Origin of the sequence: Faecalibacterium duncaniae, assembly GCF_010509575.1 — a bacterium.
Taxonomy (GTDB): Bacteria; Bacillota; Clostridia; order Oscillospirales; family Ruminococcaceae; genus Faecalibacterium; species Faecalibacterium duncaniae.
On the sequence record NZ_CP048437.1, the window covers coordinates 48,815 to 70,801 of the forward strand.

At 52.4% G+C, this 21,987-nt stretch carries 21 protein-coding genes and 1 pseudogene; 13 read left to right on the plus strand and 9 right to left on the minus strand.

Translation table 11 applies throughout. The features are described 5' to 3' along the window. Positions 1 to 151: 151 nt before the first annotated feature. The 4 genes from GXM22_RS15145 to GXM22_RS00225 form a co-directional block, all read right to left on the minus strand. Positions 152 to 805 (minus strand): hypothetical protein, encoded by a 654-nt coding sequence (locus tag GXM22_RS15145; protein WP_005928969.1) that lies wholly within the window; start codon positions 803 to 805, stop codon positions 152 to 154. After that, on the minus strand, positions 732 to 1,715 hold the full coding sequence (locus GXM22_RS15150; RefSeq protein ID WP_005928966.1) for a relaxase/mobilization nuclease domain-containing protein: 984 nt from the start codon (positions 1,713 to 1,715) through the stop codon (positions 732 to 734). The genes GXM22_RS15145 and GXM22_RS15150 overlap by 74 nt, the downstream gene beginning before the upstream one ends. Continuing rightward, entirely contained in the window at positions 1,678 to 2,124 is a 447-nt protein-coding gene (locus GXM22_RS00220; RefSeq protein WP_005928963.1) for a plasmid mobilization protein, read from the minus strand. Before GXM22_RS00220 ends, GXM22_RS15150 begins: the two co-directional genes overlap by 38 nt. Before the next feature lie 833 nt (positions 2,125 to 2,957). Then, entirely contained in the window at positions 2,958 to 3,170 is a 213-nt protein-coding gene (locus tag GXM22_RS00225) for a hypothetical protein (RefSeq protein WP_005928958.1), read from the minus strand. A gap of 369 nt (positions 3,171 to 3,539) precedes the next feature. On the opposite strand from GXM22_RS00225, the gene GXM22_RS00230 reads away from it, so the two are divergent. From GXM22_RS00230 to GXM22_RS00250, 5 genes are all read left to right on the plus strand, one after another. Further along, positions 3,540 to 3,740 carry a hypothetical protein gene (locus tag GXM22_RS00230; RefSeq protein WP_005928951.1) on the plus strand — a complete coding sequence of 67 codons (201 nt, stop codon included), beginning with the start codon at positions 3,540 to 3,542 and terminating at the stop codon, positions 3,738 to 3,740. A gap of 82 nt (positions 3,741 to 3,822) precedes the next feature. Beyond that, positions 3,823 to 5,586 carry a site-specific DNA-methyltransferase gene (locus GXM22_RS00235; protein WP_005928948.1) on the plus strand — a complete coding sequence of 588 codons (1,764 nt, stop codon included), beginning with the start codon at positions 3,823 to 3,825 and terminating at the stop codon, positions 5,584 to 5,586. A 14-nt stretch (positions 5,587 to 5,600) separates the two neighbouring features. Beyond that, on the plus strand, positions 5,601 to 8,228 hold the full coding sequence (locus tag GXM22_RS00240) for a DEAD/DEAH box helicase (protein ID WP_005928946.1): 2,628 nt from the start codon (positions 5,601 to 5,603) through the stop codon (positions 8,226 to 8,228). Positions 8,229 to 8,233: 5 nt separating this feature from the next. Next, entirely contained in the window at positions 8,234 to 8,938 is a 705-nt protein-coding gene (locus tag GXM22_RS00245; RefSeq protein ID WP_005928943.1) for a TIGR02391 family protein, read from the plus strand. A gap of 9 nt (positions 8,939 to 8,947) precedes the next feature. Next, on the plus strand, positions 8,948 to 10,417 hold the full coding sequence (locus tag GXM22_RS00250) for a toll/interleukin-1 receptor domain-containing protein (protein ID WP_005928941.1): 1,470 nt from the start codon (positions 8,948 to 8,950) through the stop codon (positions 10,415 to 10,417). Between the two features lie 51 nt (positions 10,418 to 10,468). Here GXM22_RS00250 and GXM22_RS00255 read toward each other — a convergent pair whose 3' ends face one another. The 3 genes from GXM22_RS00255 to GXM22_RS00265 all read right to left on the minus strand — a co-directional run bounded on the left by GXM22_RS00255 (position 10,469) and on the right by GXM22_RS00265 (position 13,144). Beyond that, positions 10,469 to 11,683, minus strand: coding sequence for an ATP-binding protein (locus GXM22_RS00255; RefSeq protein ID WP_005928939.1), 1,215 nt, complete (start codon positions 11,681 to 11,683; stop codon positions 10,469 to 10,471). Between the two features lie 388 nt (positions 11,684 to 12,071). Continuing rightward, positions 12,072 to 12,320: a DUF6061 family protein gene (locus GXM22_RS00260; RefSeq protein WP_005928936.1), complete on the minus strand. Its 249-nt coding sequence runs from the start codon at positions 12,318 to 12,320 to the stop codon at positions 12,072 to 12,074. 557 nt (positions 12,321 to 12,877) lie between these two features. Then, positions 12,878 to 13,144 (minus strand): hypothetical protein, encoded by a 267-nt coding sequence (locus GXM22_RS00265; protein WP_005928927.1) that lies wholly within the window; start codon positions 13,142 to 13,144, stop codon positions 12,878 to 12,880. A 16-nt stretch (positions 13,145 to 13,160) separates the two neighbouring features. Here GXM22_RS00265 and GXM22_RS15155 point away from each other — a divergent pair. Beyond that, positions 13,161 to 13,271, plus strand: a pseudogene (locus GXM22_RS15155) (DUF6061 family protein); the annotation flags it as partial. 182 nt (positions 13,272 to 13,453) lie between these two features. Then, positions 13,454 to 14,398 (plus strand): LysR family transcriptional regulator, encoded by a 945-nt coding sequence (locus GXM22_RS00270; RefSeq protein WP_035393220.1) that lies wholly within the window; start codon positions 13,454 to 13,456, stop codon positions 14,396 to 14,398. 129 nt (positions 14,399 to 14,527) lie between these two features. On the opposite strand, the gene GXM22_RS00275 is transcribed toward GXM22_RS00270, so the two are convergent. Together GXM22_RS00275 and GXM22_RS00280 are read right to left on the minus strand one after the other, a co-directional pair. Next, positions 14,528 to 14,923 carry a NifB/NifX family molybdenum-iron cluster-binding protein gene (locus GXM22_RS00275; protein WP_005928920.1) on the minus strand — a complete coding sequence of 132 codons (396 nt, stop codon included), beginning with the start codon at positions 14,921 to 14,923 and terminating at the stop codon, positions 14,528 to 14,530. Between the two features lie 97 nt (positions 14,924 to 15,020). Next, positions 15,021 to 15,674, minus strand: a complete 654-nt coding sequence (locus tag GXM22_RS00280) for an HAD family hydrolase (protein WP_035393217.1) — start codon at positions 15,672 to 15,674, stop codon at positions 15,021 to 15,023. Between the two features lie 354 nt (positions 15,675 to 16,028). Here GXM22_RS00280 and GXM22_RS00285 point away from each other — a divergent pair, with 354 nt between their 5' ends. From GXM22_RS00285 to GXM22_RS00310, 6 genes are all read left to right on the plus strand, one after another. Continuing rightward, positions 16,029 to 17,108 (plus strand): branched-chain amino acid aminotransferase, encoded by a 1,080-nt coding sequence (locus tag GXM22_RS00285; RefSeq protein WP_005928914.1) that lies wholly within the window; start codon positions 16,029 to 16,031, stop codon positions 17,106 to 17,108. A gap of 278 nt (positions 17,109 to 17,386) precedes the next feature. Then, positions 17,387 to 18,160 carry an alpha/beta hydrolase gene (locus GXM22_RS00290; protein WP_005928911.1) on the plus strand — a complete coding sequence of 258 codons (774 nt, stop codon included), beginning with the start codon at positions 17,387 to 17,389 and terminating at the stop codon, positions 18,158 to 18,160. Positions 18,161 to 18,308: 148 nt separating this feature from the next. After that, complete coding sequence (locus GXM22_RS00295; protein ID WP_035393214.1) at positions 18,309 to 19,061, plus strand: esterase family protein; 753 nt, start codon at positions 18,309 to 18,311, stop codon at positions 19,059 to 19,061. An 18-nt stretch (positions 19,062 to 19,079) separates the two neighbouring features. Then, entirely contained in the window at positions 19,080 to 20,453 is a 1,374-nt protein-coding gene (locus GXM22_RS00300; protein ID WP_005928905.1) for an ATP-grasp domain-containing protein, read from the plus strand. Positions 20,454 to 20,619: 166 nt separating this feature from the next. Then, on the plus strand, positions 20,620 to 21,381 hold the full coding sequence (locus GXM22_RS00305; protein WP_035393213.1) for a hypothetical protein: 762 nt from the start codon (positions 20,620 to 20,622) through the stop codon (positions 21,379 to 21,381). Between the two features lie 18 nt (positions 21,382 to 21,399). Next, the gene (locus GXM22_RS00310; RefSeq protein ID WP_005928897.1) at positions 21,400 to 21,915 is read left to right on the plus strand and encodes a hypothetical protein; all 516 of its coding nucleotides are present in this window, start codon (positions 21,400 to 21,402) and stop codon (positions 21,913 to 21,915) included. Positions 21,916 to 21,987: the final 72 nt, after the last annotated feature.

Below are 21,987 nucleotides of genomic sequence, written 5' to 3' on the forward strand. Positions count from 1 at the left end.
CCTGCCGGGTCGAGATGGCGCTTTTTACGTCCGAAAAGACAGAGGTGCTACCCTCCGTCCCAATGGTTGGGGTACAGGCGAAAGGACGAAGCCCGGTGAGGGGCGTGGGTGAGGTTGGGTTTATTCACACATCGATCCGTCAGAGTGTTGTTCATTTGACCTCCTGCTGCGGTACGGCGTGGCTGCGCTCTTCCTTGCGGAAGAAGGCTTCCACGTTTTGTTGTGCGGTGCGGAGTTCACGCAGTTCGATCTGCGCTTTCTTGTAGCGGGTGTAGAACCCGTTTTTCTCCGAGGAAAGGGCCTGGTATTCGGCATCCAGCTTTTTGAGGTCCGGCAGAGTCCGGAGTCCATTGGCCTTGAAATAGGCGCAAGCGGCTTCGTACACGGCAAGCTCTGCACGGTGCTGCTCCTTAAACTTGGCGGGATTCCGCACCGTCTGGAGCTTCTGTGCAAGAGGCTTGTACTGCCGATAGACCACAAGATGCCCGCGCAGCTCCTTGAGGGAGACCATGCGGGCATCCAAGTCTTTGACCACCGCCAGTGCATCGTCGTGCTGGGTTTGCAGTTCGGCAATGCGCTGGTGCAGGGCATCTTCGCTGAGCAGCTTCTTCTCCTGCAGGAGACACAAGGTTTGCGACCAGCGTTTGAGGTTGAACTTTTTCGCCCAACGCTCATAGCCGATGCCCTTGCCCACAGCAACGTTCGCCTGAATGTCAACCAGTTTCCTGATCTTATCCGGCTTCTTCTCGCTGCTGGGCTGGATGGTGACGGCAAGCTGGATGTTCTGGGAGAGGACGGTCAGCACCTGCTCTTTTTCCAGCTTCTTGCTCAGTTTCTTGGCGGTGATGAACTTTGTCCGGCCGGGCGGGCAGTAAGCTCAACCGGCCTCGGCTCTCCTTCACGGCGATGCCGTGTTTCTGCATGAGCAATGCAGAAAATTCCTCGAAGGTGGTAGTCTTGTTCAGCACAGCGTAGATCTGCTTTCGCAGCTTGTCCAGTTCGGTCTGGTAGACGGTCTGGGTGGGCTGCTGCCCTTCGGCGGCGAGTTTGGCGTTGGCATGGTCGAGGCGGCGTTGTCCGCGCCGCTGCGCCCAATACTCGCGCTCCGAAACATGGTCGCCTTGGGCTTCCAGCAGATTGATCTGGTTCAGGTCGGCTTGCTCGCACATCTCCATGACTGCGACACGGAGGTGCCGGAGCATGGCAGAAGTGCAGCGGTGCTTCTTGCCCGCTTCCCAGTCGCACGGCTTGTCCATGAAGGGCTGCCGTTCCACGGTGCGGACACGCAAGCTGCCAATGACGATGTGAACGTGGATGTTTCCCGCACTGTTGTGCCCGTCCGGGTGGGTGCAGACGATGGCGGGATGACCGGGGAAATTTTCCTTGCAGAACTGCAAGCCAAGGGCTTGCGCCCGCTCCATGGTCAGGCCGTTCTCTACTGCGTCCTTCGGGTCGAAGCTGATGATATAATGGTGGGTCTTCACGTCCTCCCGCCCGCCGTTCTTGCCGTACTTGCGGTTGGCAATCAGGCAGGCCATAGCGAACGAAGATTCGCCGCACTCAAGGGTGTCGAGCAGGTACGAATCCCGCAGCTTAGGTCTGCCCTTCTCGTCCAGAATGGGCAGACCAGTGTACTCGTTGTGCTGAAAGGTGAGATAGCTTTCGGCGGCGGCATAGTTAGAGTTTTTCGAGGTCAAATGCTTGATGGTTGCCATACAGTTCACCAACCGTTTCTTCGGCTTTCAGCCGAAAGTTCGTGAGTGCGGACAGTTCCTCCAGAATTTGCGCCCGGAGCTGCTCGGTGTCTTTGCCGCCGGAGTTGAAGTGCCGTGCAAGCTGGTTGAGGTTGCTGCCCACCTTGCTGCACTGGGCAGACAAGGCGGCAAGCGCCGCCAGTGCATCCTCGCCGCCCTGCGCCACCACAACGGTGTGCTTGACGTTTACGCCGTACAGGACACGGCGGACGAGTTCGGATTGGGTGAGGTGGAGTTCTTTGCAGGCGTATGCGATCCGCAGTTTTTCTTCTGCGGTCACTCTGACCTTGATGATGTGTGTCTTTCGTTTTCGCGGCGTGTCATTGCGGTTCTCTCGTGCGTGTGCGTTCGGACTTTTCATTTCAGCCATATTCGACCTCCTGTGAAAATGATAAATGCCCACTCCGGGATGGAGAAGGCTATGTAATGCGACACGCCGCTTTCGCACCAACGGTGCGAAGCTAGAGCAGGGTTTGGGGAAGGCACTCCTCAACAAGTGGCAGACCATGTGACAGAACATTTTCAAGCATTGAAAATTTGTGGCCACAGGTCGATACTTGCTTTCGCCCTTTCCGTGCAACACTGAAAATTTCAGAATTCGAACCGCAATGCACGTTGAAAATTTTGCAGAGCAAAACGTGTGAAAAGGCAAAGCCCCTGCTCATGGTCACCGTTCACACCGAACGCAGTTCCTACCCCTGTTTTGCAGCGGCGTTGTCCGGCTCGCCCACAGAAAGTGTGAGGTCATGGCGCAGTATCTCGTTCAGACGGCTTATGTAGGATTCAAGGTACAGTATGAAGAAAGCCGGACGCAGTGCAGACACTACAACCTGCTTCTTTCAAGCACAGAATAACACTTTGTGGTTGTGTAGTCAACAACTAAAAACAAATTTTGGAAGATTGAACAACTACATAAGATTTTATTTGTAAAAAAGAAAAATACCGCCCACGCAGCGCAGCGATGATTTTGTCGGGTGAAACGGCGGCAAAATAGATCGGGTGTGTTGCGGGGCGGTAAAAATCTTCATAGGGAACAAATCCTCGCCACTCTGTACTTTTCGACGAGACCGCGTTTGCGTAGCAATGAAAGCCCCAGTGGGGCTTTTAAGCGGCAGAGCGGTCTTGCGCAGCAAGATGGAGGGGCATTGCCCCGACAAGCTCGGCGGGATTTGCGATAAAGGGTATCACGGTTTGCAAGGTGCGTCAAGATGGTTTTGTAAAATTTATTGTGATAAAGCGGTGATAGTAGGACTTATGAAAAGTGAAGTGTAAAGTACCGTAGCCGTCGATCAGCATCTTATGGGCATACGCACCGAAGTTGTGCGTTCCCAACTGCCGCATCTTGTGCTGGATGAGATTCAACCCCTGCTCGTTCAGGCAGATTTCCTTGCGGATGGGTCGCGTGCGGTCTGGCATATCAAAGAACTCCTTTCACTTTACAACGGACATTTTTAAGTCAAAACGCAGGGATCAAAATGAGAAATTTTCAAAAAATATGCGCCCCTGCTTTTGCGAAAGCGGGAGCGCGTTGTATCTGCGGATATGAGATTTGAGAGAATAGCAAGCACATCCGGTGTCCGTACACACCGGGAAAATGAGCGTTTCAGCCTTGCAGCCGATACGCCCATTTTGATTTTTGGGAAAGCCCCAAACCCTTGTTTTTTAGGTTGAAGATACTTCCTGAGCTTTTCCGGAAAGTCCTTGCTTTTATTCGCTTTGACGATTATAATTATACTGTGATTTTATAAGCAGACGCAGAACGGAACTGCAACAGGAGTGCTGCCCATGAAGTATTTATCAATCGCGCAAACCGCTGAACGCTGGGGTATCTCCACCCGCCGTATTCAGATTTTGTGCGGCGAGGGGCGTGTCCCCGGTGCGATCCGCATTGGCTCGGTCTGGGGGATTCCAGAGGACGCAGAGAAACCGGCGGACGCAAGAATCAAGAACGGCAAGTATATCAAGAAGAAAATTCATAATTCATAATGCGTAATGCATAATTGTAATCTGTCGAAAATTCTGCATTGTGAATTACGAAATATGCTTTATTTTCAGGAGGAAATCAGCCATGCCAACACTTGAATGGATTGGAAAAAGCAAGGTGATCAATCACCATCAGAAAGTGCCGTTTCGGGTGTTGGAGCGCAAGTACAGCTTTGATGAAAACGGACAGCACAGCGAAGATAACGGCAGCGAAAACATGATCATCCGGGGCGATAATCTGGAAGCCCTGAAAGCGCTGCTGCCCCGGTATGAGGGGCGCGTCAAGTGCATTTACATCGACCCGCCCTACAACACCGGCAACGAGGGCTGGGTCTATAACGATAACGTCAACGACCCCAAGATCAAGAAATGGCTGGGCGAGGTCGTCGGCAAAGAGGGCGAGGACTTGACCCGCCACGACAAGTGGCTGTGCATGATGTATCCGCGCTTGAAGCTGCTGCAAAAGCTGCTGGCGGATGATGGATGCTTAATTATAAGCATCAGCTACCATGAACTACATAATCTTGTAAATCTCTTGCGAGAGATTTTTGGGACAAAGCAGATTGTGACTGTCACAGTACAAACTTCTGGTGGGAAACCATCAGGCGGTTTTAACTATGTGCAAGAGTATCTGGTTTTTGTTGTGCCTGCGGACTTTCACGCAAACGCACTTGATTTTTGTGGCGGGAATAACAGAACGCCATTCGAGGGGCTTACACTGAGTACGTTCGACAAGACACAACGTCCAAATCAGACATATCCAATTTTTATAGACGAAAATGGTGTATTTGCTGGTGTAGGAAAATCATTACAAGAGCAAATTGATGACGGCTCATACACCGGAGAGAAAGCTGATTTTCCATATGACTACTCTATCGCTCCACAAGGGAAAGTTGCCGTTTGGCCCGTAACAGCAAAAGGCAAGCAGTGTGTCTGGCGGCAGATTTCAGGACGATTACAAGTGGATTGGGAAAAAGGCTATATAAAAATCTCAAAAAACAAAAGCGGGAGCAATCAGAACCAATACAGTGTCCAGTATTTGCCAAGCGGAGTTATCAAGAAAATCAAAGACGGCGAGTTGGAAGTTTTAGGGCATGAAGATGGTGTTCCGACGTTGTTATTTGGAGAAAATCAGACCGTAGGCGGACAGGTTCCTACGATATGGGCTGAAAAAGCATTTTTCACTGTTAACGGAACGCAAACGCTTAAAAACATTTTTCCTGAATCGCCCAAAACGTTCGACTATCCGAAATCGGTTGCACTGATTGAAAGCGTGGTTCAAGCAATCACAAAAGATGCCGATATTATCCTTGATTCCTTCGCCGGTTCCGGCACCACCGCCCATGCGGTGCTGAACATGAACAAAGCGGACGGCGGACACCGCAAGTTTATTCTTGTCGAGATGATGGACTACGCCGACAGCATCACCGCCGAGCGCGTGAAGCGCGTTATCAAGGGCTACGGTGAGGGTAAAAACGCCGTGGAGGGCACAGGCGGCAATTTCAGCTTCTATGATCTTGGCGAACCGCTGCTTATGGGCGATTGCCTGAACGAAGCGGTTGCCCCGGAGAAAATCCGCGAATACATCTGGTTCATGGAAACAAAGCAGCCCTACGCCCCGCCCAGCGGCGGAAATCCCTATTACCTCGGCAAGCACAACAGCACAGGCTATTACTTCTACTACGAGCCGCAGCGCGTGACGGTGCTGGACTATGCGTTCCTCTCCACCATTACGGAAAAAGCCGACGGAACGGTGATCTACGCCGACCGCTGCTCCATCAGTGAGGACAAGCTGGCAAAAATGGGCGTTACATTCAAGAAAATACCGAGAGATATTAGCAGACTGTAAGGGGTGTTCGCTGTATGGAACTGAAATCTTATCAGAAAAAAGTGATAGCGGACCTGACCCGCTATCTGGAACTGTTGAACGAAACGCAGAACTATATGACAGCGTTTGAGCAGTTCTGGCGGGAAAAGAGCGCACCGGCTTTAGGGCGATACCAAAACGTGATACCCGGTGTTCCAAATCTCTGCTTCAAGGTACCGACAGGCGGCGGCAAAACCTTCATTGCCTGCAACGCCGTTCGCCCTATCTTTGACGCGCTCCCCGCTACCAAGACAAAGGCGGTCGTGTGGCTTGTTCCATCGGACGCGATTCTGACACAGACGGCGAAAGCCCTGAAAGACACCTCCCATCCCTACCGCCAAAAAATCGACGTGGATTTCGGCGGGCGTGTGGAGGTCTACACCAAGCAGGAGCTTTTGAACGGTCAGAACTTCAACCCCACGGCCGTAACGGAGCAGTTGTCGGTTATGGTGCTGTCCTATGATTCCTTCCGCGGTCGCGGTAAGGAGGGCTTGAAAGCCTATCAGGAAAACAGCAATCTTGCCGCGTTTGCAAAGGTGCTGGGCAAGCCCGACAGCCCCATTGAAAAAGCGGACGAAACCGCTCTGTTCCAGATCATCAACCAGCTTAACCCGCTTGTCATCGTGGACGAGAGCCACCATGCCCGGTCGGAATTGAGCCTTGAAATGCTGGAAAACTTCAATCCCTGCTTTGTGCTGGATTTGACCGCCACACCGAAAAAGGAGAGCAATATCATCTCCTATGTGGACGCGGTGCAGCTGAAAAACGAACACATGGTCAAGCTGCCGGTGATCGTCTATAACCGGGACAGCCAAGCCGAGGTACTGACTGATGCAATCGACCTGCGGAACAAGCTGGAAGAAATCGCAAACGCGGAGTACGCCAAGACGGGTAAATATATCCGTCCTATCGCGCTGTTTCAGGCACAGCCGAAGGGCAAGGAGGACGCGACCACCTTTGAAAAACTGCGGGACAAGCTGGTGGACGCCGGGATTCCTGCCGATCAAATTGCCATTCGTACCGCCGATGTGAACGAGCTGAAAAATGTGGAGTTGATGTCCCCAAACTGCCCGATCCGATATATTATCACGGTCAATGCGCTGAAAGAGGGCTGGGACTGCCCCTTTGCCTATATTCTTGCGTCCCTTGCCAATAAGACAAGTCAAGTTGACGTGGAGCAGATTTTGGGACGGATTCTCCGTCTGCCCCATACGAGCCAGCATACGCAAAGCGCACTCAATATGTCCTATGTGCTGACTTCCTCCAACGACTTCAACAACACCGTGGCGCATATCGTCAAGGGCTTGAACAGCGCAGGTTTCAGCGATAAGGACTATCGGATCGGGGAGTCCGCAAAACCGCAGATTCCCGAACAGCCAGCAGAACAAATTACGCTGCCTGACCCGCAAGGAGTTTCCGAACTGGAAACCGCAGAGGACGATTTTTCGGGGCTGGATGGGAAATTGATCGGGGCAGAGTTGGAGCGGCGCAGAGAACAGGCGCAAACGCCTGAAACTGCCCCGAAGGCCGACACCATGCTGGACGCTGCCGCAGAGGTCGAAAAGGCATATACAGATGCAATTCAGCAGACCGGCAATGACCCGGTGATGGACAATCTTCCGTGGGAGGTGCGGGATAAAGTGAAATCATTTGGGGTAAACCCGCAGTTCCGGGAGGATATTGAAACGCTGCAAATCCCGCAGTTTTTCCTGAAAATCGAGCAATCTCTGTTTACGGACGGCTCTTTTGAACTGCTGGACAAGGAAATGCTGGCAGAGGGCTTTACCCTCAAGGGCAAAGCATACGACATTGATTTTGCCGCCGCAGACGATGAAATCCGCGAAATCGACGTGCGGGAGCAGGACGGCGGTTTGCCGAAGGTGTTCAAGATGGAGAGCGCCGAGCAGCGGTATTTCAAGGAGTGGTTCAACAATCTGCCGCAGGAAAGCCGGGTGCGCCAATGCAAGGACATGATGTTCAAGCAGCTTAACAAACTGAACATGGTGGACGCTGCCGAGCTGAAAGCCTACATAGACCGCATTGTGGACGATATGGACAAGGCGCAGCTCGCCGCCATGGAGAAAGCGCCGTTGGGCTATGCGGCGAAGATCCGTGACAAGATTGAAACGCTGCTGGAAGCCCACTATCGGGAAATTTTTGAAAAGTGGCTGGAAACGGAGCGCATTGTCTGCAAGCCCTCGTTCCGCCTGCCCCTCGCAATCCATCCCACCACCCATACTGACATATACGCCCGTTCGCTGTACACGGCGGAGGACGGCGACATGAACAAACTGGAACAAAAGCTGGTCGTAGAGCTGACCGCCCTGCCAAATGTCCGTTGGTGGCATCGGAATATTGCCAGACAGGGCTTTTCAATCAACGGCTTTATCAAGCATTACCCGGATATTCTGATTATGACCCAAAGCGGCAAGCTCATCTGCGCGGAAACCAAGGGCGACCACCTGAAAAACGGTGACAGCCGGGAGAAAATCGCACTCGGTCAGGCGTGGCGTACAGCAGCAGGCAAGGATTTCCGCTATTACATGGTATTTGAGAATGAGGAAAACCTCTTGCCGGGTGCAATGAGCATGAGCCAGTTTATCGACACGGTAAAGGCGCTGTAAGGGAGGTGCGTGCTTTGAAACTGCCGTATGAGAACGAACTGTATGAGCTGCGAAAGTGGATAGACTTTACAAATGCAAACTTGCATATGCAGTTTCTCCACACGCCTCAGGAAATTCAGCGCGTTTACCAATGGATCAATGCAATTACGAGAGGAATCCAAGCAGACTATCCTTTTTATGCGACTACGCTCCCCTGTGTTGCAAATATACTTTTTCAGCAAAACGAAGTGGGTGCTATTTTCCTGAATCCTGCGGCATTTGGCGAGTTGGTGGTAATTGTTCGCCATATCAAAGCAGAACCCGTTGTTGTCCAGTTCTGGTCAGAGATACACCCGCGGATTGTGAATGTTTCCCGTGAGTTATTTGTAGATGGTCATTGTTCAGCTGCGGCAGAAAAGGCAATTAAAGAAGTGGAATCACGTCTGCGCGAAAAGTTTTCAGAGTTAAAACCTGGCGCAGCAGTTCCCTCAAAGATCGGCGATGTGATTGGCGCACTTATGAGCGAGAACGGCGCTTTCAAATTCTGTGACACAACTACTACCAGTGGCAGGGACTACCGACGTGGAATCCAATCTCTGTTTGAAGGAATCATGGCAGCCTATCGCAATCCTGCGGCTCATGCTAATCTTCAATATGAAAAACGTGAGGCTATGGAGCAAATAATGCTGGCAAGCCAGCTGATGTATGTGTTAGACAAGCCGCAATTATAAGGAGAATCTATGGATTTTAGAAAACTTCCATCTAATTCTGAAGGGTTACTGTTAAAGCTGGTCTGTTCAGAAAACCCTACGCAGGTATTGCGGAAACAATACAACGGGCTTTCTACGCAACAAGAGCAAGAACTTGACGGTATCATAAGAGAACTAAAAGAACTCGGCTATATTGATGTTAAATGGGCTGATAATGAGCCATACTTTGTCATTCTAAATAATTCTGCAAGAACATATAGTGAACGATTGGCTGAGTATAACACGCATAACCCCACCAATGCAACACAAGGGAAAAAGGAGAAAAATACAATTTTCATAAGCCACCGATCAACTGATAAAGGTATTGCGGATATGCTTGTTGACTTTTTTGCAGGAACCGGAATTTCTAAGGAAGCAGTTTTCTGCTCTTCTCTGCCGGGCAACGACATAAATGAACGCATTTCTGATGAAGTCAGATCTGCGCTGAAAAGCAGCGCAGTTAACATTGCGATTCTTTCGCATGATTATTATCAGAGTGCCTATTGCCTGAATGAAGCGGGAGTGCTTTGGTATGAGGACGTTCCTGTAATTCCAGTTGCCTTGCCGGAAATTAATTCGGGCAACATGTACGGATTCCTAAATAACGAATATAAGTTAAGGCGGTTGGATTCCGATACAGATATTTCGTACATTTATGATACTGTGAGCGAAGCGGTATCGGCTCCGCACACAAAAGCCAGTCTTATCACATACGAGAATAATAAACTTAGAACAAGGTATGCAGAATATTTGAAAGTGAGAGAATTGCCCCCGGGTGGTTCTGATATTTCTATCGCAGATACTATTGCAGAAATAACCACGGACGATGAACGAATCGTGCTATACTACATACTTCATGAAAATGTTCGAAAAGTCTCTAAATCTACTATTTCAAGTTGGTTAAACAAATGCGAAATCCGTGGCGTAAATGTCGATAACGCGTTTGATCTGCTGTCATCTTTTGATAACGGGGCTTTGAATAACGATACTCTGGAGTTTGGCATCGACACTTTCCGCAAATACTCTGCAAACGTAGCACGGGTGCTTCCACCACTTAAAAAATGCGTGGATCAGCATATTGAATTAGCCGTCAACATATTCAAAAAAATCTGGTCAGATGACACGCTTGATATTAATATACGGCTGTTTGTTGCTTATATCGTGGAAGAGAGAATGCGCACGTTTGGTGACCGTTGGATGGCAGAAGGAGAAATCGAAAATATAAGGCAGTGGGAGAGCAAAAACACACTTGATTCCACACTTTCAAATAACTATGGAAGCTGCCTTGAATTTTTTGTTCAAAATGAGCTTGTATATGCAAGCAGTTGGACAAGCTATGGAAATCCGCGAGAGTATACTTTATTCCCTTCTCTACAGGAGCTCCTTTTTAATTGTCCCCATAAGATTATGGAGGAATTACAAAAAGTCAAAGATGCCTATCATTTAGATTTTCCATTTTGAGTTTTAAGAAGCCCGGCATCGCGCCATTTGACGTGATGCCGGGCTTCCTGTTCAGTTCCATTCCTCCGCCAAGAGGAAATCGCGGATATTCCGGTGTTTGATCCCGTTTCGGCTCATGTCGAACTCATCGAGGGAAACAACGTACTTCGGGAAGTTGTCGCGGATGCTATCATACGCGCCGAACTCGCGGTTGACTGTTTCTTCCGATGCCAGAAGATAAGTGACCTGAACATACAGCTTTTCGCCGCGCTTGTCACATACAAAATCAATTTCCTTATCGCCCGTCCTGCCGACAGTCACCTCATAGCCCCGGCGCAGCAGCTCCAGATAGACGATGTTTTCCAAAATGAGGTTGATGTCCCGCATATTGCCGCCGAAGACCGCCTCGCGGATTCCGTGATCGGCAATATAATACTTCTCGTTGGAGGCAAGGATCTGTTTGCCCTGCAAGTCCTCCCGCTTCACCTGATAGAACAGGTACGCCTCGCAGCAGTATTTGATATAGTTCAGAATTGTTTCCGGGGCAACGGTGCGCTGCTCGTTTTTCAGGAACTTTGCAAGAGAGGTCGCCGAGAAGGTCGTTCCCACATTGGCGATCACATAGGCAATGATCCGTTCCAGCAGGTCAACGTCACGGATTTTATTTCGCTTCACGATGTCCTTGAGCTGGACAGAGTTGAACAGATCGTGAAGATATTGCTTGGACGGCGCATCCGCATAGCGGAGGTTTGCGAGATAGGGCATCCCTCCGGCAAGCAGGTACTTTTGGAAACACTGCTGAATGGACGCATCAGGACTGATCGAGCGGTACAGCTCCATGAACTCTCCGAATGAGAACGGATAGATCACAAACTCCACATACCGTCCGCCCAAATAGGTTGCAAGCTCACCAGACAGCAGCTTTGCATTGGAGCCGGTGATATAGATGTCGCAATCCAGCGAAACGCGGAAAGAATTGATGCACTTTTCCCAGTCCTTGACCTCCTGAATCTCATCAAAAAACAGATAGACCTTGCCGTCGATCTCCTTGGCGCGTTTGGTGATCTCATCATGCAGCGCCTGCGCGGTTTGCAGATGGGAGTAGCTCATATCCTCAAAGTTGATGGCGATAAACTGTGTTGGGCTGACGCCGGACTCCGTGAGTTCCTGCTGGATCAGCTCCAACATGACCGACTTTCCGCAGCGGCGGATACCGGTCATGACCTTGACTAGCTCCGTCCCGATAAACGGACGGATGCGGCTCATATACAGTTCGCGTTTGATCATAAAACTTCACTCTCCTTCCGTGGCCGACCACAGTATATCACACTTACGATTGAAACTCAATGGAGAAATTGCAAAACCAAAAGTTATAACTGATAAAATACTGAATTCGACAAAAGATTTCAGATAAGGCTCAACTATTTAAGCGAAGCCCTGCAAAGGGAGGGTTTCACCCTTTATTGGCACACAAGATGCCGTTACAGAAAAATGAAACAACCATCGGCATATCCGTTGGACGGTTACCCTGCTCAAGAAAGAGAGGGTACAGATTGAAATCGCTGACACGGTGGTGCTGTACGACCGCCTGCCAAAGAATCCCGAATAACGAACGACGCCCACCAGCTTATGGCGAAAACCATAGGTCGGTGGGCATCGTGTTCTTTATAGGGGCTTAATCTTCCAGCCTACCGTGGTTGCAGCTGAGGGAGAGATAGCGCTCCATCTCCCCTTCCAGCACCATCTGCACATACTCCAAGGGCTTGTTGTACAGCAGCCAGTCCAGTTCAGCCCGCTGCGCTGGGGCGTTGCCGTACTCGTCCTCCACGGCGATGCAGTCGATGGCAACGATGGTGCCATCTTCGAACCGGGCTTCCACCCGGTTGGTGTCCATATTGAAGCGGCAGGAAAGCAGTTTATTCATGGTGAACCTCACTTTCTATATCAAACGGTGTCTGTTCGGATGTCCTAAACCCTGCCATAAAACCGGTGTATGATGTAAGATTGTTGTCTGGATGAAATTGGGAATTTTTGCTCTGCCGATGCCCCAAAAATCCAGCAGGAAAGCCGTTGAGTTTGAGGTCGTCTTGCAGGGCTGATTTTGGCTCTGCACACTTTTGCACATTTTCTGCACATTGCAAGGATGGATAACAGGTGCAAAGGAGTGCAAACAATGCAAAGGAATACAATAGATTCACAACTCTAAAATCACGGTGCATCGATGAAAATGACGATTCTTCGTGAATTGTGGATATGGATGAAAGATGCCGTTTGGTTTCTACGAATCAGTAGGCCGGGGGTTCGAGTCCCTTCCATCGCACCAGAAAATGCCGTGAACTCTTTGCATCGTTTGCACAGCGTGTATTTCGCTGCACAAAAATTAAGCTTGTCGGGGCGAGGCCCCTCCATCTTGCTTACGCAAGACCGCTTTGTTGCTTAAAAGCCCCACTGGGGCTTTCATTGCTTCGCAAACGCAAATTTTTACGCGAAGAGCACCCGCGTCAGCTCGCAGCGCTCCTCTGCGTTCATCTGCCGGATGGCTTCAAGAATCATTTTACCCGTGATTTTTGTTGACACCGGCGTTTTGTTTTCCGGGAGGTCCTGCGGCTTTGCACCGGCCACATCCTGCGTGTAGAAGTCGGCTTCGATCTTCTCGGTCAACTCCAACCGGGGCTTGTTCTGCGTGTGAGCGTAGAGCAGTTCGTCCTCATCACGCCAATCTTCGTTCCTCTTTTTCCAGTCGCTCATGCAATCCCTCCCAATACTTCCGTACCTTATTTACAACGACCCGCTGAGCTATGCGGACTTGATTCTGAATGGTGACCCGGAGGAATATTTGAAGAATGTGACTGGGAGTCATGGGCTAGAAGATTAGCTGTGCCCCGGGCGCAAGATCGGCAAGGGCCAATTGCCTTCCTTTTTGCGATTTTACTATTTTTCAATTTCCTCTTGCAATTTTCGATTGCAGTTGTTATGATACGGGCAGGGATAAAATGTGCAAAAAGTATTCTGCACAAGGCAGCAATGCGATTTTTACATGGAGGGGGCAGACGTATCATGTATGTAGATTGGGAGTATTACAAGATCTTCTATTATGTGGCGAAGTATCAGAACTTTACCAAGGCCGCGCGGGTGCTGGGCAACAACCAGCCCAACATCACCCACTCGATGAACCGACTGGAAAGCCAGCTGAACTGCGTGCTGTTCATCCGCTCCAATCGGGGTGTGACCCTGACACCGGAAGGCGAGATGCTCTACTCCCGCATTGCTTCGGCGGCGGTGCAGATCCAGGATGCCGAGGAGGAGCTGAGCGCCAGTGCCACGCTGGAGCACGGAACCATCAGCATCAGCGCCACCGAGACGGCGCTCAACATTTATCTTTCCAAAAAGCTGCGGGATTTCCATACCGAATATCCCGGCATCCGGCTGCGCATCTCGAACCACTCCACCCCGCAGGCGGTGCAGGCCGTGAAGAACGGCGAGGTGGATTTTGCCATTGTGAGCACCCCGGCGGAGATCGAGTCAGGGCTGAAAATGGTGGAGCTGAAGTCGTTTTACGAGGTGCTGGTGGGTGGCAGGACCTTCACCGCACTGGCAAGTCAGAGCCTGACCCTGAAGGAGCTGCGCAGCTATCCCCTCATCTCCCTCAGCGACGAGAGCGTGACCCGCAGCCTGTACCGGCAGTTCTTCCTGGATCACGGCGCGGTCCTCAAGCCGGATACGGAAGCCGCCACCACCGACCAGATGCTCACGCTGGTCAAAAGCGAGTTGGGCCTTGCCTTTGTGCCGGAACCCATGGCGAGGGATAGCCTGGAGCGGGGCGAGCTGGTGCAGCTTCATCTGCAGGAGATCATCCCGACTCGTTCAATCTGCCTTGTTTACGACCGCCACCGCCCACTGAATACGGCGGCGCGGAAATTCCAGCAGATGCTGACCAAAGCAGATCCGCCCCGCCCGGCCGAATCGAAGCAGACCGAGAGCATCTCTTTTGTGTCCCAATAAAATGCTGTCGAGATGAGGCAGGGCGTCGTTCACAGCACTGCCCTGGCTTCTGCCGGCTTTTCTAAGGCATAAAATGACCCCGGAGCGTTTGCTGTGATGCATCGCTCCGGGGTTTTGTGATGTTATGGGTTACTGGCCGCAGGAGTGCCCGCCGCAGTGATGCTCACCGCAATGGTGGCCCTCGCCGTGGTCGTGGTGGTCACAATGGGCGTTGGGGTCAAAGCGGAGCTTTCCGGCCAGATAATCTGCTACTGCCGCGTCTGCCGGGCCGCTGATCCCGCCGAACAGTTGGATGCCTGCCTGTGCAAGGGCGTTCTGTGCCCCGGGGCCGATGCCGCCGCAGAACACCACATTGGCATTGTGCTGGGCCAGAAAGCCCACCAGTGCGCCGTGGCCCTGCCCGTTGGTGGAAACGACCTCGCTGGCCGTCACCTGTCCGTTTTCGACCTCGTAGAACTTGAACTCTGCCGTGTGGCCGAAGTGCTGGAATACCATACCGTTTTCATAAGGAATTGCGATTTTCATGGGGGATGTCTCCTTTTTTCTTTTCTTTTATTATAACATAACGCAGGAGACAATAAAACCCCGGAACACGGGGTGATTTTGCGGAGCTTTCCCTCAGTTACAGTTCTCCTGTTTTCAGCTTGGCCAGCACCTCGTTCAGGCTGGTGCATTCCATGGTATACAGACTGCGCATTTCATCGTCGGCGGGGAGCAGATCGGGCACCATGACGGTGACAAAGCCCCCGGCGGCACCGGCGCGGACACCGTTGTAGCTGTCCTCCAGCACCAGCGTGTGGGCGGGGTCGGTGCCCAGCTTTTCTGCCGCCAGCAGGAAGATCTCCGGGTCGGGCTTGGAGTGTTTGACCTGCTGGCCGGATACCAGCGCCTTGAAGTAGTGGGTCAACCCCCAGTTGTTCAGGTTGCCCTCGATGACATGGACCCGGCTGGAGGAGGCCACTGCCATGGGGATGTGGTTGGCATCCAGCCAGGCCAGCAGCTCGTCCAGCCCCGGCTTTTTGGGCACCGGTTTCTGGAACTCCTCATCGGCCACCCGGTGCAGGCTGTCGATGATGGCGTTGGCATCACAGTCCTCTCCGTAGAACTGCCGCACGATGTTACGGGAAGTTTCGCCCGCCGTGCCGCGTTCAACCTCGGCAAGGCCTTCCTTGTACTCCAGACCCAGCGCCGCCAGCGCCGGTTTCCAGAAAGTGGCCCACATCCGCTCGGTGTCGAACATCAGGCCGTCCATATCAAAAATCACGCCGTTGATCATGGTAGAACTCCTTTTATTATAACCCTCTCCGTCATTGCTTCGCAATGCCACCTCTCCCGAAGGGAGAGGCTGTTCTGCCTCATGGAAAAGGTTTTCGCAAAACCAAAATCTAAAAGCCGCAATGGGCTCCCCCTTTGGGGGAGCTGGCAACGCCATCGGCGTTGACTGAGAGGGCTTATGTTTTCATTTTATCACAATTTGCGACAACTTACAGCCCCCAAACATGAAAGATTTTGCGTTTCCTTGCAAATCCGGCTCATGCTACTATAATAGAAAACAACATTCGGCATTTCAGGTGCGGGCGCGTGCCGCGCAAAATCTGCTGTGTGAGATCAGAAAAGAGGGAAATATATCATGTTGGATATCAAGATCACTCGTACCACTTCTCCCAAGGAGAAGCCCCAGGACGAGACCAAGCTGGGCTTCGGCAAGAAATTTACCGACCACATGTTTGTGATGGATTATACCGAGGGCGAGGGCTGGCACGATGCCCGCATCGTCCCCTATGCACCCTTCCCGCTGGACCCGGCCACGGTGGTGTTCCACTATGCGCAGGAGATCTTTGAGGGCATGAAGGCTTACCGCACCGCGGATGACACCATTCAGCTGTTCCGCCCCGATTGCAACGCAAAGCGTTTCCAGGATTCCGCCGACCGCCTGTGCATCCCTAAGATCCCGGAAGAGGATTTTGTGCAGGCTGTTGAGGCTCTGGTGGATGTGGAGCGCGACTGGGTGCCCCATACCGATGGTGCTTCTCTGTACATCCGTCCCTTCATTTTTGCAAACGATGTGGGTCTGGGCGTGCACGCTTCCAAGCACTATATCTTCTGCATCATCTGTGCTCCCTCCGGCGCTTACTACGCCGAGGGCATCAACCCCGTCCGCATCTACGTTGAGGATGAATACATCCGTGCCGCTCCCGGCCTGACCGGCTTCACCAAGTGCGGCGGCAACTACGCTGCTTCCATCAAGGCCGGTGAGCTGGCCGAGGAGCAGGGCTACGCACAGGTGCTGTGGCTGGACGGCGTGGAGAAGAAGTACGTTGAAGAAGTCGGCAGCATGAACATCATGTTCAAGATCGACGGCAAGGTCTACACCGCTGCAACCGTTGGCACCGTTCTGCCCGGCGTTACCCGCCGCAGCTGCATCGAGCTGCTGAAGGATTGGGGCTATGATGTCATCGAGGGCAAGCTGGCCATTGCGGACATCATGCAGGCCGCCCGCGAGGGCAAGCTGGAGGAGGTCTTCGGCACTGGTACCGCCGCAGTCGTCTCCCCTGTCAAGGAGCTGGTCTGGAAGGGCGAGCACGCCTACATTGGCGATGGCAAGATCGGCCCTGTGACCCAGAAGCTGTACGACACCATGACCGGGATGCAGTGGGGCAAGATCCCCGATACCAAGGGCTGGATCGTTCCGGTTGAGAAGAAGTATTGATCCTTCCCGCGCTTCTCTCTGTTCAGAATTTTTGCAAACGCCGCCGGGTGGGGAATGCCGCCGGGCGGCGTTTGCCGTATCATAGAACCTCTCAGCCGCCTACGGCGGCAGCTCCCCTGGTTAGGGGAGCCAAGTTTACGATACCGTTTTCTTGCCTCTCCTGCTAGGAAAGGTGGCAATGCGAAGTATTGACGGAGAGGTTTTGTCTCCCGATTGCTTTTCCGCCTGCACAGTGCTAGACTATGTGCAGAAAAACAGAAACGAGAGGGAACTGGAATATGGTCAAAAAATGGAGCGTCAGCTATCCTGCGGTGAACGGCGTGGAGCAGCGCCGGGTGTATGTCTACCTGCCCACCATGTACGAAGCCGACCCGGAGCGTCGGTATCCGGTGCTGTATATGTTCGACGGCCAGAATGTGTTCTTTGATGCGGATGCCACCTACGGCAAGAGCTGGGGCGTGGCGGATTATCTGGACTACACCGATACCCCGCTCATCGTGGCGGCAGTGGAGTGCAATGCAGGCCCCAACAACGAGCGCCTTGTGGAGTATTCGCCCTACCGCTTCGATGACCCGACCTATGGCCACTTTGACGGCAAGGGGCAGGCGACCATGAGCTGGTTCATCCACCGGTTCAAGCCCTTCATTGACCACAATTTCCGCACCCTGCCGGACCGGGAGCACACGTTCATTGGCGGCAGCTCCATGGGCGGCCTGATGAGCCTGTACGCCCTGCTGCAGTATAACGATATCTTCAGCCGCGCGGCAGCCCTGTCGCCGTCGATCTGGGTGTCTCCTGAAAAGTTCAGCGGTCTGGTGGGCCGCGCAAAGCTGGAGCCCGGCACGGTGCTCTACATGGACTACGGTTCCCAGGAGATGGGCAGCCACGAGGGAATGCGCAGGGAATTTGCCGAGATGTGCAGCAAGATCATGGTCCGGGGCATCCACCTGACCAGCCGCCTGGTGCCCGGCGGCACCCACAGCGAAGCCAGCTGGGAAAAGCAGCTGCCGTTCGTGTTCCATACTTTGATGTACGAGTTAGACGATGAGTAAAAACGAACTCCCTCAGTCACGGCTTGCGCCGCGCCAGCTCCCTCACGGAGGGAGCCCAAGCTTTTCCGTTGCGTGAAAAGCCTCCCTCATAGAGGGAGGTGGCATCGCGTCAGCGATGACGGAAGGAGTTACCAAAGGAGGAATCTCCATGGAAACACAATACTTCAAGGATTACAGCCCCGCATTGGGCCGGGAGATGGAATGCAAGGTCTACGGCCACGCAGGCCGCCCCATGCTCTTTATCCCCTGTCAGGATGGCCGTTTCTTCGACTTTGAGGACTTCCACATGGCCGGTACGCTGGCACCGTGGATCGAATCCGGGCAGATCATGGTCATCTCCATCGACACCATCGATCAGGAGACCTGGTCCGACACCAACGGCGACCCCTACTGGCGGATCCGCCGCTATGAGCAGTGGATCCGCTACATCGTGGAGGAAGTCGTGCCCAAGATCCAGTATATCGCCAAGGAGCGCAACGGCTGGGACGGCCTCCCCGGCGTGATCGCCTTTGGCTGCAGCCTGGGCGCGACCCATGCCGTCAACCTCTACCTGCGGTTCCCCTATCTTTTCGATGGTTGTCTGGCCCTCAGCGGCATCTACACCGCAAAATACGGCTTTGGCGATTACATGGACGAGGTGGTCTACCAGAACTCCCCTGTGGACTATATGGCCAATTTCCCCACCGACCACCCCTATATGGACCTCTACCGCAGCAGGAAGGCGGTTATCTGCTGCGGTCAGGGCGCTTGGGAGCAGCCCGATACCACCCGGCAGCTCAAGCAGATCTTTGAGCAGAAAGGCATCCCTGTCTGGGTGGACCTGTGGGGCTATGATGTCAAGCACGACTGGGATTGGTGGTATCAGCAGGTCGTGTATTATATGCCTTATATTCTAGGATAAAAGAGGAATCATCAAGCTATGCAGAACTTTATCTTTATCTCCCCCAATTTCCCCACCAACTACTGGCAGTTCTGCCGGGAGCTGAAAAATAACGGCATGAACGTGCTGGGCATCGGTGACCAGCCCTATGATGAGCTGAAGCCGGAGCTGAAAGACAGCCTGAACGAATACTATAAGGTCGGCAGTCTGGAGAATTATGACGAGGTCTACCGGGCGGTGGCGTTCTTCGCCTTCAAGTATGGCCGCATCGACTGGCTGGAATCCAACAACGAGTACTGGCTGGAGCGGGATGCGGCCCTGCGCACGGACTTCAACATCAAGTCCGGCTTCCAAACCGAGGATATGCCCCGCATCAAGTACAAGAGCAAGATGAAGGAGTATTACCAGAAGGCCGGCATCGCCACCGCACGTTACCACATGGTGGACGACCTGGAGGGCTGCAGGAAGTTCATCGACGAGGTGGGCTATCCGGTGGTGGTCAAGCCGGACAACGGTGTGGGTGCCTCCGATACCCATAAGCTGTCCAGCGATGAGGAGCTGAAGCGCTTCCTGCTCTACAAGAGCACCTATCACCCCGACCTCTCCTACATCATGGAGGAGTTCGTCCATGCCGAGGTCAACAGCTACGATGCCATCATTGACGGCAGCGGCAACCCCATCTTTGAGGCGGGCAACGTCAGCCCGGTGTCCATCATGGACATCGTCAACGACAGCGATAACTCCATCTACTATATCATCAAGGACCTGCCCGAGGATACCCGCGCCGCCGGACGTGCCGCCGTCAGGAGCTTTGGCGTGAAGAGCCGGTTCGTCCACTTTGAGTTCTTCCGCATGACCGAGGATCAGGTCGGCATGGGCAAAAAGGGCCAGCTCGTGGCGCTGGAGGTCAATATGCGCCCCTGCGGCGGCTTTACCCCGGATATGATCAACTTTGCCCGCTCCACCAACGTGTACAAGATCTGGGCGGATATGATCGCCTTCGGCGGCACGGATATGCCAGTGGGTGAGCACTACTACTGCCCCTTTGCAGGCCGCCGCGATGGCAAAAACTTTGTGTACAGCCATGAGCAGATCATGCAGAAGTACCAGAAGAATATGCGGATGGTGGACCGCATCCCCGAGGCTCTGTCCGGTGCCATGGGCAACCAGATGTACGTTGCAACCTTCTCCACCCGCGAAGAGATGGAGCAGTTCTACTCCGATGTGCTGGCTGTGAACGACCCTGTCAACGCCAAGGTGCAGAAGGAGCTGGCCGAGGTGCTGGCACTGGGCGAGCCCACCACCACCGCCCTCACCGAAAAGCCGAACCTCTCCCCCGCCGTGAAGCCCACCACGGCTGTGACCAAGACCCCCACCCGCGCCGTTACAAAGACAGCACGGAAGAGAAAGTGACCAGAAGCTAGAGAACAGCCCCGGGACGTTTCACATGGGAACGTGCCGGGGCTGTTCTCATGTTGGAGAATTTTTTTTTTTCGATAACCAGTTGACAAATTGCGGGGGAGGGGGTAATCTTGAAAAAAGATGGGAATATCCACATCAAGAAATGGGAGAAAATAGTATGAAAATCTGGAAGCGTTTTGCGGCCGGTTTGTTGACGGCCGCACTGACACTATCCCTGCTTACGGCCTGCGGCGATAGCGGCGGTGGAAGTAATGGCGGTGGAAACAGTGGGAATGCAAATCCGCCTGCGGCTTCAACTGGTGGGCAGGATAATGAAAGTTCTTCTGATTCTACAATACAAGAGCCGGATAAAACGCTCACATGGGCAAATTCTAAAACGAATGCATATTTTAGCCGCCTGGGTGTGACACGGGAGAATTTTTATGCCGAATTGGAAAGTCAGCAGGGCGGACGAAACTTTGCATTCCGTGTTAGCGCATGTGGAAATCGCGCTAGTTATACGGTCATAGAAGATGATTGTACCTGCTCTGTGGATGAACAAGGCAATGTATATTGGTTTGATGGTGCGAATAAAGAGGTGAACGTGGATAAGGCGGGAACCTCTGCTGCCCAGAATAAAACTAAACAGATCAAACAAAACGTGTACGGCTATGTGATGATTCCCAAGGCCAACGAAGTGGTTTCGATTACCGCCGGGGAATATCAGGGGGCCTATATGGAAAGCGTCCGTGTTGCCAGCGCGGAAGCTGGCGTGGGCACTTATGATTATGTGTTTGATGGAGATAATCTGGCCTTTATCATCATGCAGCATTATGGCGTAAAAAATACGATAACGACCCTCTATGCGAACCCGTCAGACAAAGTGATCGGCTTCCCGGATTGGTATTCTGAAAATATTGGTGCATCCAAAGCAAGCTAATATTTCAAGGCTAAGGGTATGACGGAAAATAACCTCTATGTTGATATGCAGCTGATCAACTATTCTAACGGACATATCATCCTTACGGCACGGGGAAAAGAAGCATTTGAGCTGGGAACAAACACCCTGAACCCGCCAGATGGAAGCGGCAGCTATATTGACGCAGTCGGAAATATCTATGGCTTTTACTGCCTGAACAAAATTTACTTTAAGCAGGGAACCACTGTGGAAAATCCGCAAGAGGAACAGAATATCCGTACTGCTGGCGGATATTTTATGATTCCGAGCGCATCGAATTGTTACTGGTACAGCATGGGAACCAGTAAGGTAGATGGAAAGGAATACTATACGGAGGTTTTCCAGACTGGTACTACAAATCATCCCGATGAGTCGTATGAATATCTCTTCCAGGGAAATGAATTGGTATATATGCGCCATGGAGGAGCAACGATAAAGGTCAACGAAATATCGGGAACACCGCGCACAGACCTGCTGAAGATTCCAGATGGATATACCGATACAACAAATAGTTAAAATGAAAACCAGCCCCGGAAGTGCACAAAAAGCGGCTTCCGGGGCTGATTTTACTTCTTTATAAAAATTCTG